Here is a 13,864-nt window from a genome sequence, read left to right on the forward strand (position 1 = left end):
CTATCGTAATCGTGGCTTCGTCCGCGGCAAGCGGCCGCAAAACAAAACAACAAACGTTCCGTCAAATACTCCGCCGGAGCAAAGCATTCTCGGACAGGCCTCCGTCGCAATGTGAGATTTGTGCTCTCCGGCAACCCATTGCTCAAGACATGGTGTCCCGTCGTCAACGTGGCGAGACTCCCGACGCACGACGCTCGAGAAACGGACGAACGGCGTCGAGCACGGCTTCGGGCTGCTCTTCCGGCTGAAGATGACCGCCCGGAATAGCCCAGCCGTCAACCTCAGTGGCCCAGTTCTTCCATATCTGAAGCGGCGTATCTGTCTCGCTGAACCGGCCCTGCTCCCACAGGACCAGCACCGGGCAATCAAGAACCCGCCCGGCAGCACGATCGGCAAGGTCATGCTCGTGATCGACGGTCGCGCCGGCGCGGTAGTCCTGCATCATCGCATGGCGCACTTCGGGTCGCCGGAAGGCCTGCCGATAGACAGCGACGGCGTCGTCTGACAGGCAGCCGATATCCTTGGTCATCTTGCGCAGTGTCCAGTCCAGGAAAAAATCGGGCTCGCCGCTCAGCAGCCGTTCCGGCAGGTCATAGGGCTGCGCGAACAAGGGCCAATGATAGGCCCCGAGGGCAAAGTCCCTGCCAGCGCGCGCCCAGACTTCACAGGTCGGGATAACGGTCAGGGACACGAAGGCACGCACGGTGCCGGGGTGATCCATGGCCAGCCGGTATCCGACCCGCGCGCCGCGGTCGTGCCCAATCACCGCAAACCGATCAAATCCAAAATGCTTCATCACGGCGAGCTGATCGCGCGCCATCGCCCGCTTGGAATAGGCCGAGGCGTCGACCTGCTGCGGGCCGCGGCTGTCGCCATATCCCCGCAGATCCGTGGCGATCACCGTGTAGTCACGTGCCAGAACGGGGGCGACGCGATGCCAGGCGATGTGCGTCTGCGGGTAACCATGAAGAAGAAGCAGCGGAGGGCCGCTCCCGCCTTTGAACGAGGCGATCGTCGCAGCTTCGGTCTGAATATCGTGACGTTCAAACCCCTCGAACATCTTGGCGCGTCCTCCCAATAAGCGAACGCCACCTTGTTAGTCGACCTTTACGCCGCTCGCCAGCGGATTAACTGGCGCTCCAATTCTCCGAAAGAGTGCCGGCTGCCGTCAGCGCTCGCGTCGGTGCTTTTCGACGCTCAAGCGCTTGGATCGATCCAGAGATCGGCGAAGCTGCCGTTCAGTCCCTCGGCGCCCGGTGCGAAGTTGCGCACCTTCTTGTTCGCGATGATCACGCCGCTGGCGGCAACGAGATCGACGGAGGCAACTTCCTCATGGATCACCGACTGGAACTTCGACCAGAGCGCACGGCGCTTCTCGATATCCGGCTCGATCGCCGCCGCTTCCAGCAAGCCGTCTACTTCCGGATTTGCGTAGTGCGCAGCGTTGGAGAACGGCAGGCCGATGCGGAAATTCTTCGACCAGTACGCCCGCTGGATTCCGAGCGTGGGATCGAATGTGTTGGACAGGCTCTCGAGCGTGAGATCGAACGTCCGGTCACGATAGACGACATTCAGATATGTCGCGAGGTCGTAGCGCTGGATCTCGATATCGAGGCCGATGCGCCGCAAGGAGTTGCGCAGGAAATCGGCGAAACTTGCCGGAAGGAACGGATTCTGGGTCAGCCTCAGCTTGGCCCTGATGCCCCCGGCGCCACGCTTCAGGCCGGCATCATCGAGCAACTGGTCCGCCGCCTTCGGGTCGAACGGCCAGGCCTGGATCTTCGGGTCATAGAATTTCGGCAGCGCCGTCGAGACCGGTGACGGCGAGACCAGCCCATAGCCGAAATAGACGACATTGAGCAGCGCGCGCAGGTCGATGGCATGGGCGATCGCCTGCCGAACGCGGCGATCTCCGAGCAGTTGTGTGTCGAAATTGAAGAAGAGCTGCTGCTGCGGCCCTGAGTAGGCGTAGGTCGTGGTATCGACGACGAAGCGCTTGTCGGCCTTGAAGCGCTCGATATCCCCATACGGCACCGGCGTGAACCCAATGTCCACCTCGCCGGCCTCGAGCGCGGCGGCACGGGCCGCCGGATCGAGCACCACCTTGAGCACCAACCGATCGACATAGGGTTTTGGCGCGTCCCAATAGTTGGGATTGCGGACAAACAACAGATGGCTTCCAGGAACCCATTCACGCAGGATGAAAGGGCCGGTCCCGATCATCTGCTCCAGCCGCGGCTGCTCCTCCGGCTTTAAGGTCGAATAGACGTGCTTGGGTACAATTGGCGACTCCGCCCCCGCCAACGCAGCGATGAGGAACGGCGCCGGCTTTGACAGCACGATCACAGCCGTCAACGGGTCCGGCGTCTCGATCGCCTCGACATTGGCGAAAGTGATCCGCCCCCGCGGATGGGCGATCTTGAGCCGCTCAATCGAGAAGGCGACATCGGCCGCCGAAAATTCCTTTCCGTCCGACCATTTCACGCCCGGGCGGAGACGAAACGTGTAGCGCTTGCCGTCCTCGCTGATGGTCCAGGATGTCGCCAGCACCGGCTTGGGGTTGAGATCATAGTCGTACGCGAGCAGGCCCTCGTTGATCTTCGTGCCGATGGCCTGACCGGTTCCCGAGGACGTATTGATGGCAATGATCGCGGATGGGTCGGGATAGTAAACCCAGTTGAGCGTTCCACCCGAAATCGGCCTGAACTCGCTCGCAGACACGCGCGCCGATCCGAGCAGCGCCGCGGCCGAGGATGCGACTATTGCCTGATTAAACCGTCGACGATCCAGCGCCATCGCTCATCTCCACCTTGCTTTTTTCACGGCAGCTCGTCCGCGGATCAGCACGTGACGTACGCCGTAGCGATCTTAGACACGCTTCGAGGAGAATTTGCTTTTGTTGTTTGTGGCGACGTCGCACAATCGTGCGCGCAGGCCGACGCGCACGCAGCAGCAACATTTTCATTGTGCGATCGCGCGCTCTGCGGGATCGATTATCCGCACGCTTGAATTACTCAAGCGCGGGGTTCGTTATGCGGAATACTGTTCGAGAGCCCGCGGCGTCGCGTCGCGCGGCAACGCGCATACTCGCTCTAGGCCGACACCGCATGCCGCAGGCCTGCCTGCTCCATCAACGGGAGCACGCGCCGGCCGAAGAATTCCAGATCCGGCTTGAAATCGAAGAAGCTGAGCTGCAGCCCGTCGACGCCCGCCTTCTTGAGCTGCACGAATTGCTCGACCACCTGCTCCGGCGTACCGATCACCTCGATATTGCCCCCGATGGCCCGCCGCTTCGGAGCGTCGCGCCCCACACGGCCCTTCCAGGCATGCGCATCGCTGGCAAAATTCTGCATGCTTGCGGCAGGATCGATGTGGTCGACGATGGCGTCGTGATATTCCCAGGTCTCCCGCTCGGTCTCGCGACAGATCACCATGGGATTGAGCAGCGTGCGCACCTCGCGACCGACATCGATCGCGGACTGTTTGACGCGCGCTGTATGTGCCGGAAGCGCTTCGATAGCGGCCTCGAAGGACGATCCTGCCGGGCTCGTGACAAACACGATATCGGAATAGCGGCCGGCGAAGGCAATGCCGGCGTCCGAGCCCGTTGCATTGACGAGGATCGGCCGTCCGAACCGCGGCTTCGGCGTCACAAAGGCATTGCTCAGGCGCCAGGGTGATTGGCCGGCGAACGAAAAATTCTCTTCGTCGCTCCACAGGCGCTGCAACACTTCGATGAATTCCGCGGCAAGCTCGTAACGACGGTCATGCTCGATCTGGTTCCAGCCAAACGCCTCGTGCTCGATGGCGCGATGACCGGTGACGACGTTGATGCCCCAACGGCCGCCCGAGATATGGTCGAGGGTCGCACCATACTTGGCGAGATGCAGGGGATGGATGGGACCGTAAAGCACATGAATTGTCGAAATCAACATGATCTTCGACGTCACCGCGGCAAGCGATGCCGTCGTGATGAAGGAGTCCAGCGCCTGCCCCGTGAACACGCCGCCATAGCCGCCCTTTGGCAGCCATTGCGACAAGGCGAAGACGAGATCGAAGCCAAGGGCTTCCGCGCTGAGCGTCAGGTCCCGATTGTAATCGAAAGTCCACGTCGTCGATCGCGGCAGCGTCGAGGCACTCCAGCCGCCGGCTTGTATCGGCAGGAACAGACCAAGCAACAACGGCTGCCTGAGCGACTTCGACAACGGACTTTCGGGAAACTCCGTCGGACTTGGAAAGATCGGCGAACCGACAATTTCACCCGGCTTGTGCACTATCGTCATGATCATTCCCGTCGTCGCGAAAGACATCACGCGCTGCGCGCCTTCAACATCAATGCGCACGCAATCGACACGACAACACGCGAATGCATCGACGTTGACTTGCTGCACCAATGTTGTCAACTAACCGAAATTCGTCGCGCGCCTCCACTTCTTGATCGCGCGACATCGCATGCAACCTCGGCATCGAAATCATCTTGCCGACAACAAGCCGCAAGTTAGAACAAACATGTCGAGCACCGAGCGTATCGCAAAGACTTTTCGTCGCACGATCTGGCAGGCGGTCCCGACCGTCATCGGAATCATCGTGATCAATTTTTTTCTGCTGCAGCTCGCACCGGGCGATGCAGCCGACGTACTCGCCGGAGAGTCCGGGTCCGCGACGATGGAGACCGTGGCCGCGTTACGCGCGCGCTTCGGCCTCGACCAGCCCGTTCTGGTTCAGCTCATCGCTTACCTGGACAATCTCGCCCATTTCAGTCTCGGTTATTCGCCGCGCTACAACCTGCCCGTCGCAGACATCATCGGTCAGCGCCTGCCCGGCACGGTCGCACTGATGGTCTCGGCTCTTGCGATCGCCCTCGCCGGCGGCATCGCGCTTGGAGTCGTGATGGCATCCTTTGCCGGCCGCTGGCCGGACCGGCTGATCTCGATTTTCGTGACCTTGTTCTACTCCATTCCGGGCTTCTGGATCGGGCTGATGCTGATCCTGTTGTTCTCGGTCAAGCTGGGCTGGCTGCCGAGCGGCGGCTCCGCCACGATCGGCACGAACATCAACGGCTTCGAAGCCATACTCGATCGCCTGCGCTACATGATCCTGCCCGCGCTTTCGCTGGCACTGTTCTACATCGCGATCTATTCGCGCCTTGCGCGTGCAGCTATGCTCGAAGCTCAGGCACAGGATTACGTGCGCACGGCCGCGGCCAAGGGGCTCTCGCCGTTTGTCATCACCGTTCGTCACGTGCTGCGCAATGCGCTGCTGCCGGTCACCACGGTCGCGGGCATGCATTTCGGCGGCTTGCTCGGCGGCGCTGTCGTCGTGGAGACCGTCTATAGCTGGCCCGGCCTCGGGCGGCTCGCCTTCGAGGCCGTGATGAGCCGCGACTTCAGCGTGCTGCTCGGCATTCTCCTGCTGTCATCCCTGCTCGTGATCATCGCCAATGTGACGGTCGATCTCGTCCAGGCCTGGCTCGACCCACGTATCGAGGCTCGCTGATCGCCATGACCGACACCACCCTTCAGACACCACTCTCTTCCACGCGCGACAGTGAAGCGCGGCCAGCGCCACCACCGCACAATCCTGATTGGCCGAACATCCACGCGCCGGAGACGCACGTCGGCACGGACTCGCGTGGTGCTCAACCGCATTTGATCCGCCGTCTCACGCGCAACCCGTCGGTGATCGCCGGGACACTGCTGCTCGCGGCAATCGTCGTCGCTGCCGCCCTGGCCCCGGCGCTTTATCCGGACGATCCGCTCTCGATGGTCGCGCGGCCACTGCTATGGCCGGGGCAGGATGTCGCGTTTCCGCTCGGCACCGACTCGCTCGGCCGCGATGTCGCTGCGGGGCTGATGCACGGCGCGCGGGTGTCGCTGCTGATCGGATTCGTCGCGACCACGATCGGCCTGACGGTCGGCATCATGGTCGGCGCCGCCGCCGGATATCGCGGAGGCCGGATCGACGACATCCTGGTCCGGCTGATCGAATTGTTCCAGACGGTGCCGAGCTTCATCCTGCTGGTGGTGCTCGTGGCGATCGCGCAGCCGTCCATCGTGACCGTTACCTGGGCCATCGGGCTCGTGACATGGCCGACGATTGCGCGGCTGGTGCGCGCGGAATTTCGCGTGCTGCGCGAAAAGGAATTCGTGATGGCCGCGCGCAGCCTCGGCTTTGGCCATACCCGGATCGTGATCCGCGAGATCCTGCCGAATGCCTTGCCCGCCATCATCGTCACCGCATCGGTCATGGTCGCCACCGCGATCCTGATGGAGGCAGCGCTCTCGTTTCTCGGCCTCGGCGATCCCAATGTGGTGAGCTGGGGCAGCATGATCGGCGCGGGACGCGAGCTGATCCGGACGGCCTGGTATCTCACCGCCCTCCCCGGCATCGTCATCGTGCTCACCGTGCTGTCGCTGAACCTGATCGGCGACGGGCTGACCGATGTTCTCAATCCACGTTCCAGCCGGGAGCGCTGACTTGGCCGCATTGCTCGACATCCGCGATCTCACCATCGCATTTCCGAACGCCACTCCGGTCCGCAACCTTTCGTTCAGCATCGCGCCGGCCGAGACGCTCGCGATCGTCGGCGAATCCGGATCCGGCAAATCCCTGACGGCCCTGGCCTTGATGCGACTGCTGCCGAGGACGGCGCGCATCGCTTCCGGCGAGGTGCAACTCGAAGGCAGTGACCTCATCTCGCTTCCCGAAGTCGAGATGCGCCGCCGGCGCGGTCGCGACATCGCCATGATCTTCCAGGAGCCGATGACGTCGCTCAACCCGGTGCTGACCATCGGACGTCAGATCACCGAAGTCCTGCACGTCCATCGCGACCTGTCGAAAGCACAGGCGCGGCGCGAGGCCGCCGAACTGCTCGACCTCGTACGCATCCCGAATCCCGAGCGCTGCCTTGACGACTATCCGCACCGGCTCTCTGGCGGCATGCGCCAGCGCGTCATGATCGCCATCGCGGTCGCCTGTCGGCCCAAGATCCTGATCGCGGACGAACCGACCACCGCGCTCGACGTGACCATCCAGGCGCAAGTGCTGGAGCTGCTCGATCGGCTGCGCCGCGAATTGTCGCTGTCGCTCCTGCTGATCACGCATGACCTCGGACTGGTCGGTCAATGGGCCGACCGCGTTCTCGTGATGTATGCGGGTCGAAAGGTGGAGGAAGGGCCGCCCGACGCGCTGTTTGCCCATCCCCTGCATCCCTATACAAACGGACTTTTGGCGGCCTCGCCCCGGCTTCACGACGAGCTGCATTATCACAAGGCCCGGCTGTCGGAGATCCCCGGCAACATCGCGACCGCGCTCGCTGAGACCGGATGCCCGTTTGCACCGCGCTGCCCGGACCGACGCACTTCGTGCCGCGAGCAATTTCCGGACGAACGAACCGTTGGTCCCGGACGGCGCCTCGCCTGTCACGTTCACCCGGCCACTCAGACAATCGGACTACCCCATGACGCTGCTGTCAGTCTCTGACCTCAAGACGACCTACCGGGTCGGCACAACAGCCGTGCACGCGGTGGATGGCGTGTCCTTCGACATCGCACCGGGCGAGACGGTCGGCCTTGTCGGCGAGTCCGGCTGCGGAAAGTCGACGCTGGGCAAGACGATCCTGCGGCTGGTCGAACCGTCCAGCGGGCAAATTCGCTTCGACGGCGCCGAGCTCACGACGCTGCCGGAGCGATCCTTGCGCAGCTACCGGCGCCGCTTGCAGATGGTTTTCCAGGATCCCTTTGCCTCGCTCAATCCGCGTCAGACCGTCGGGGACATTCTCACGGCACCGCTCGACGTGCACCGCATCGGAAACAGGGCCGAACGAGGTGAGCGCGTCACCGACATTCTGTCCCGGGTCGGCCTGCCGCCGGACGCAGCGACGCGCTACCCGCATGAATTTTCAGGCGGCCAACGCCAGCGCATCGGCATCGCCCGGGCGCTCATCCTCGGACCCGACCTGATCATCTGCGACGAGCCGGTGTCGGCTCTCGACCTCTCGGTCCAGGCCCAGATCCTGAACCTGCTCGCCGACATCAAGCGCAGCCTCAAGCTGTCGCTGCTTTTCATCTCCCACGATCTGTCCGTGGTCAGGTATCTGTCGGACCGCGTGCTGGTGATGTATCTCGGCCGGATCGTGGAGAGCGGCAGCTATGAGCAGATCTGGCGAAAGCCGCTGCATCCCTATACGCGCGCCCTGATCGATGCGGTGCCCGACCCGACACGGCGGCGCTATGCGGCGCCCCTGCCCGGCGACCTTCCCGACCCGCGCAATGCCGGCAAGGGTTGCCGCTTCCAGCCGCGCTGCCCGATCGCGACGGAGATTTGCGCGCAACAGGATCCCGAATTGCGCGGCAATGCATCAGGCCAGCGCGTCGCCTGCCATCACGCCGAGCTCGCGTCCAATTAGGCCGCGGAGAGGCGAGGACGAGTCCTTTGCGGCAAGGCTGCAGCTTCGGCATCTGGATCCTGCAGGCCTGGGGACGGCATCACCTCTGACAGCATGGTTAACGGTTTGCGAAGGTCCGCGCCGCCGGCGGCGTCCCGGGCAGTTCCGACGAAACCCTTTCCCTGAATCCACGAAACACGCCTGAAACAGACCGCCCATTATGCTGGTCCCCAAAATCATACAGGGACGGCCACCATGCAATTCTTCCTCGAGCTGATCTGGGATTACTCCTGCGGCCAATACCTCGTGGCGATGCCTCCGCGGGAGGATGAGCTATGATCGAGCTGATCTCGGCAATCCTCGCCCTCTGCAGCATCGGCGTTTTTGCAGCGCACGCGCTCGACGCCTACCGCACCTCGCACTACTGAGCCGGGGCGCGCTCGTTTGGGCATGGTCTTTTCGGAAAACCGCTGAGTAAATGCCCTCACGCGGCCCTCCGGGGCCGGATCACGCCTAACGCGCCCCCTCCCCATCGATCTGCCGTCCCATCAGCGCGATCGCCTTCTGATAGACCCCCGCCGCGTTCCAGGCTTCGATCGCCGCAAAGTTCGGCTCGCCAGGCTGGTAGCCGGCTCCCGCGCGCCAGCCATGCGCTCTCAGGAAATTCGCCGTCGAGCTCAGCGCATTGGCGGCATTGTCAAGATTGCCCGTGCCGTAAGCCAAGATGTTCTTGGGCATGAATTGGGTCTGGCCGACCTCGCCGTGCATGGATCCGCGCTGGCCGGGCGACAGCCGGCCGCCATCGATCAGCTTCAGGGCCGCATAGAGCTGGTCGGTGAAAAACTCCGGCCGGCGGCAGTCATAGGCAAGGGTCGCGATCGAGGACAGCATGTTCTGGTTGCCGCGCTGGCTGCCGAAACCGGTCTCCATCCCCCAGATCGCAATCAGCGGCCCCGGCGGCACGCCGTATCGCTGCTGGATCGAGGCGAACAGCGCGGCCTGCGACTGCTTGAGCGAGCGCCCACGCGCCACGATGGTCGAGGCGCCGCGTTTGGCCAGGAATTGGTCGAGCGAGAGCGAAAAACTGTGCTGGCTGCGATCGGCCGCAATGGTCGCACTGGCATAATTGGCCTGCATCAATGCGCCGATGCCGGTCGAGCCGATGCCCTTGCCACGGGCCTCCTCGCCGAACTCGCGCTTCCATCCTTCGAAGCCGCCGGGCCCGTTGCCGCATTGCGCGGCACCGGCGATCTCAAGAGTTGCGAACAGCGCCATGGCGCCGAGCATAGCTGTTGCAACGGTTTTGCCCCTGGTCATTCCTCGTTCCTCGGTTCGGGGCCTACGCCCTGCTCGCATGTGGTCGACGCTGGATTCGTCCGCCGTGGAGCATGATCGTACGTCGGCATCGATCGCTCAAGCCCTGCCGCGCGCAAACATCGCGCGGCGCGACGCTTGACATTCGCGAGGTCATCCGCCGAGCAGGAAATCCACCATGATGCTCTGGTGCTGCTGATACATGTCGGTGCCGGTCGCCGTGACGCAGCCGATCTTTCGCGCGGCCGCGATGAACGGCGAGACCTCCGGCTTGGTGATGACACAGCCGCAATAGGTCGACAACGCCAATTTTGCGACGTCGACCGGCAGCGGGTCGCCTTCCCGCATGCCGGCAGGCGTGGCGTTGGCCACGAAATCGTAGCCGGCGGGATCGGTCGACCCGACCAGCGCGCGACCTTTGCCAAGCTTGTTCAACTGAGCGATCAACACGTCGCGCCGCTCCGCCACGGCGTCATGGATGGCGATCTCGCGGACGCCGGCCTCGACCAGCGCGAGCGCGATCGCCGATCCCGCTCCGCCAGCACCGACCAGCAGCGCGCGCATCCCCTGAGGGTCAATCCCCCTGGCACGCGCAGCACCGATGAATCCGAGCCCATCGACCATGTCGCCATGCCAGGTGCCGTCCGCGCGGCGGCGCATCAGGTTCACGGTGTGCAGGAAATGCGCGCGGTCGGTGGCGCTGGCGCAGGCCTGGTAGCAGGCGAACTTGTGCGGGATGGTTGCGACAATGCCGTCGAGATTCTTCAGCCGCGTCGACACCGCAAGGAAGTCGGGCAGATCGGCTGGTGCGACCTGGACGGGGACCAGGATGCCGTCATGACCACGTGCGGCGAAGGCGGCCGTGAGCCCTGCGGGCGAGCGCACCTGGGCGATGGGATCGCCGACGATCACATAGAGCCGCGTCGCGCCGCTGAGCCTCGAGGGCGCGCCGCTCAAGCCGGCACCGGAGAGCTGCCAGTCTCGGCAGCGGTCGCATAGGTCAATTCCAGTCCCTCCAGATTGCCCTCCTTCCGCCACTTATCGAGCAGCCGCAGGAAGGCCACCGGCCCGCGCCAATACTGGCTGTTGCGCGCGGCGATCGGATCGAACACGCCTTCGTTGTTGTAGTAGCCGGGCGTGCATTCGGCGAGATAGGTCTGCCGGCCGATCGCGGCCTTGACGACCTCCTCGACCCAGGCATTCTCCGCGGCGAGCGTCGGCTCCAGCGTTCTAGCGCCGCGCTTTCGCGCTTCCTTGATCACATAAGCGATGTGGCGCGACTGCTCATCGATGATGTGCGGAAAGTTGGCACTCTGCCCGGCCTGCACGGTCACGATCAGGAAGCAGTTGGGAAAGCCACGGCTGTAAAAGCCGTGCATCGTCTTCACGCCCTCGCGCCAGCGCTCGGTCAGGCTGAGGCCGCCGCGACCATAGAGTTCGAACCCCATGCGACGGGCGTAGTCTGTGCCAACCTCAAAACCGCTGGCGTAGATCAGGCAGTCGACCTCATAAGGCTTGCTGTCGACGATGACGGCGTTTTCGGTGATCCGTTCGACGCCGTGGCCTTTCGTATCGACGAGATGCACGTTGGGGCGATTGAAGGTGTCGAGATATTCGTCGTGGAAGCACGGCCGCTTGCAGAATGCCTTGTACCAGGGCTTTAACGCCTCGGCCTTCGCGGGGTCCTTCACCACTGCATCGACGCGGGCGCGGATCTCTTCCATCTTCCGGTAGTCGGCCTGCTCGATCACCTTGAGCGCCTGCTCGAGCGATGTGACAGGCTCAGGCTGACGGCGCGGCGCGAGCAGGATTTCGCCGAGCAGGCCGGTCCAGCCGTCCTGTACCAGATCTTCCTCGAACGGCTCGCCGGAGATCACTGCGGTAAAGTTGTCCATGCGCTCGCGCTGCCAGCCGGGCTTCAGGCTCTTCGCCCAGCCATCATCCGTCGGCCGGTCGTCGCGCACCCCAATTGCCGACGGCGTGCGCTGGAAGACGTACAGCTCCTTTGCCGCGCGGCCGATATGCGGCACGCATTGCACGGCAGTCGCGCCCGTGCCGATGATACCGACGCGCTTGTCGACCAATCCCGTGAGCCCGCCCTCCGCGGTGCCGCCGGTGTAAGCATAGTCCCAGCGGCTGGTGTGAAAGCTGTGTCCCCCAAACGTCTCGATTCCGGGAATGCCCGGCAGCTTCGGCCGGCTCAGCGGACCACCGGCGAGAATGACGAAGCGTGCGCGAAGCTTGTCGCCGCGATCGGTCTCGACCAGCCAGCGCGCTTCCTCTTCCCGCCATTCCATCCGCGAGATCACGGTCTGAAACAGTGCACGCTCGTAGAGGCCAAAATGGAGGCCGATCCGGCGCGAGTGCTCATAGATCTCGGGTGCTCGCGCATATTTGCGCACTGGCATGTAGCCGGTTTCTTCCAGCAGCGGCAGATAGATATAGCTCTCGGTATCGCACGCGGCGCCCGGATAGCGATTCCAGTACCAGGTGCCGCCGAAATCCGCGGCCTTTTCCACGATGCGGAAATCGTCGATGCCGGCCTCGCGCAAGCGCGCGCCGCACAACAGGCCACCGAAGCCGCCACCGACAACGACGACCTCAGTTTCCTCGCTGATTGCCTGCCGCGTGAAGGAGGGATTGGCCCAGGGATCATCGAGATAGTGACCAAATTCGCCGGTCACCTCGACATATTGCGCCTTGCCTTCGCTGCGCAAACGCCGGTCGCGCTCGTCGCGATAGCGCGCACGGAGCGTCGCGATGTCGATGCCGGATGCCCCGGCCGCGCCGGTCCCGTTATTGTCCGATGACATCGATGCTTCCTCCGCGGCGAATGTTGCTCTTTCGACAACTTGCGCCAGTTAGCCACAAAAGCCGAAATGTGCAACGTGCGCGCGGTTCAATGCCAAGCCAGGCTTTCAGAGCCAAGCTTTCAAAGCCAAGCCTTCAATGCCCAGCTGTCAGTGCCAAGCCGTCAGCCCGCCATCGCCGCGGCCGCGGGCAGCCTCCTCCCCGCAAGCAAGGCCGTGACCTCGTTCTCGAACGTCTTGAGCGCCGCGCCGATTGCCTGGTGCATATCGAGATATTTGTAGGAGCCGAGCCGACCGCCGAACACGACGTTCGGATGCTTTGCCATCAGGCTGCGATAGCCGTACAGGATCGCCCGGTCGGCCGCCGTATTGATTGGGTAGTAGGGCTCGTCGTCGCGCCCCGCAAAGCGGGAATATTCGCGGTAGATGGTCGTCTTCGGCAGCGGATAATCACGCTCGGGGTGAAGATGCCTGAATTCGTGGACACGGGTGAAAGGCACCTCTGCGTCGGCGTAGTTGATCACCGCCGCGCCCTGGAAGTCGGCGACGTCATGCACCTCGCGCGCGAAGTCGACGGTGCGCCAGCCGAGTTCACCGCAGCGATAGCGGAAGAAGCGGTCGATTGGTCCGGTATAGACGACGAGCTGGTCGGGTCGGATCTGGTTGGCGACATCGAAATAGTCGACGCCGAGGTGAAGCGCGATGTTCGGATCGGCGAGCATACGGCGGAAGATCGCCGTATAGCCCTCGGTCGGCATACCCTCGTAGCGATCGGCGAAATAGCGGTCGTCGAAGGTGAGCCTGACCGGCAGGCGGCCGATGATCTCGGCCGAAAGCTCCTTGGGCGCGGTCTGCCACTGCTTCTGCGTATAGCCGCGTATCAGCAGGTCATAGAGCGTGCGGCCCACGGAAGCGATCGCCTTGTCCTCCAGGTTCTGCGCCGCCATGGCGCCATGGGCGTCCGCTTCCTTCTCGATCGCAGCCTGCGCCTCCTGCGGCGTCATCACCCGGCCAAATGCGGCCGAAATGGTCGCGAGGTTGATCGGCATCGAATAGAGACGACCTTGCGCCACCGTGAAGACGCGGTGGCGGTAGCCAGTGAACTCAGTGAAGCGCTGCAGATATCGCCAGACGGTTTCCGAATTGGTGTGGAAGATGTGCGTGCCGTAGCGGTGCACCTCGATGCCGCTGTCGGGATCGATCTCCGAATACGCGTTGCCGCCGATATGGGGCCGCCGGTCGAGAACGCAGGTCTTCCGGCCGAGCTGGCTCGCGACCCGCTCCGCAATGGTCGCACCGAAGAAGCCGGCGCCCACGACGACGACATCGAAATCATCGAGCTGCATGTAGTCCC

The 13,864-nt window shown here is 63.5% G+C and carries 11 protein-coding genes; 4 read left to right on the plus strand and 7 right to left on the minus strand.

Annotated elements, in window-relative coordinates:
• Window positions 1-163 precede the first annotated feature (163 nt).
• From ACV1FX_RS04075 to ACV1FX_RS04085, 3 genes are all read right to left on the minus strand, one after another.
• Window positions 164-1,060: an alpha/beta fold hydrolase gene (locus ACV1FX_RS04075; RefSeq protein WP_473116259.1), complete on the minus strand. Its 897-nt coding sequence runs from the start codon at window positions 1,058-1,060 to the stop codon at window positions 164-166.
• Window positions 1,061-1,197: 137 nt separating this feature from the next.
• Entirely contained in the window at window positions 1,198-2,796 is a 1,599-nt protein-coding gene (locus ACV1FX_RS04080; protein ID WP_473116260.1) for an ABC transporter substrate-binding protein, read from the minus strand.
• Window positions 2,797-3,092: 296 nt separating this feature from the next.
• On the minus strand, window positions 3,093-4,283 hold the full coding sequence (locus ACV1FX_RS04085) for an LLM class flavin-dependent oxidoreductase (RefSeq protein ID WP_473116261.1): 1,191 nt from the start codon (window positions 4,281-4,283) through the stop codon (window positions 3,093-3,095).
• A 226-nt stretch (window positions 4,284-4,509) separates the two neighbouring features.
• On the opposite strand from ACV1FX_RS04085, the gene ACV1FX_RS04090 reads away from it, so the two are divergent.
• Genes ACV1FX_RS04090 through ACV1FX_RS04105 form a run of 4 tightly spaced genes read left to right on the plus strand, consistent with a single transcriptional unit; the run spans window position 4,510 to window position 8,407 of the window.
• The gene (locus ACV1FX_RS04090; protein WP_473116262.1) at window positions 4,510-5,496 is read left to right on the plus strand and encodes an ABC transporter permease; all 987 of its coding nucleotides are present in this window, start codon (window positions 4,510-4,512) and stop codon (window positions 5,494-5,496) included.
• A 5-nt stretch (window positions 5,497-5,501) separates the two neighbouring features.
• A complete protein-coding gene (locus ACV1FX_RS04095; protein WP_473116263.1) occupies window positions 5,502-6,476 on the plus strand; it encodes an ABC transporter permease in 975 nt (324 codons plus the stop codon).
• Window position 6,477: 1 nt separating this feature from the next.
• The gene (locus ACV1FX_RS04100) at window positions 6,478-7,482 is read left to right on the plus strand and encodes an ABC transporter ATP-binding protein (protein WP_473116264.1); all 1,005 of its coding nucleotides are present in this window, start codon (window positions 6,478-6,480) and stop codon (window positions 7,480-7,482) included.
• Complete coding sequence (locus tag ACV1FX_RS04105; RefSeq protein WP_473116265.1) at window positions 7,460-8,407, plus strand: ABC transporter ATP-binding protein; 948 nt, start codon at window positions 7,460-7,462, stop codon at window positions 8,405-8,407. The genes ACV1FX_RS04100 and ACV1FX_RS04105 overlap by 23 nt, the downstream gene beginning before the upstream one ends.
• A 492-nt stretch (window positions 8,408-8,899) precedes the next feature.
• Here ACV1FX_RS04105 and ACV1FX_RS04110 read toward each other — a convergent pair whose 3' ends face one another.
• The 4 genes from ACV1FX_RS04110 to glf all read right to left on the minus strand — a co-directional run bounded on the left by ACV1FX_RS04110 (window position 8,900) and on the right by glf (window position 13,856).
• Window positions 8,900-9,703 carry a lytic murein transglycosylase gene (locus tag ACV1FX_RS04110; protein ID WP_473116266.1) on the minus strand — a complete coding sequence of 268 codons (804 nt, stop codon included), beginning with the start codon at window positions 9,701-9,703 and terminating at the stop codon, window positions 8,900-8,902.
• 150 nt (window positions 9,704-9,853) lie between these two features.
• Window positions 9,854-10,657, minus strand: a complete 804-nt coding sequence (locus ACV1FX_RS04115; RefSeq protein WP_473116267.1) for a shikimate dehydrogenase family protein — start codon at window positions 10,655-10,657, stop codon at window positions 9,854-9,856.
• Window positions 10,654-12,513: a flavin-containing monooxygenase gene (locus ACV1FX_RS04120; protein ID WP_473116268.1), complete on the minus strand. Its 1,860-nt coding sequence runs from the start codon at window positions 12,511-12,513 to the stop codon at window positions 10,654-10,656. Before ACV1FX_RS04120 ends, ACV1FX_RS04115 begins: the two co-directional genes overlap by 4 nt.
• Before the next feature lie 161 nt (window positions 12,514-12,674).
• Window positions 12,675-13,856: a UDP-galactopyranose mutase gene (glf, locus tag ACV1FX_RS04125; protein WP_473116269.1), complete on the minus strand. Its 1,182-nt coding sequence runs from the start codon at window positions 13,854-13,856 to the stop codon at window positions 12,675-12,677.
• Between the last annotated feature and the right edge of the window lie 8 nt (window positions 13,857-13,864).

Source organism: Bradyrhizobium ingae (assembly GCF_055791185.1).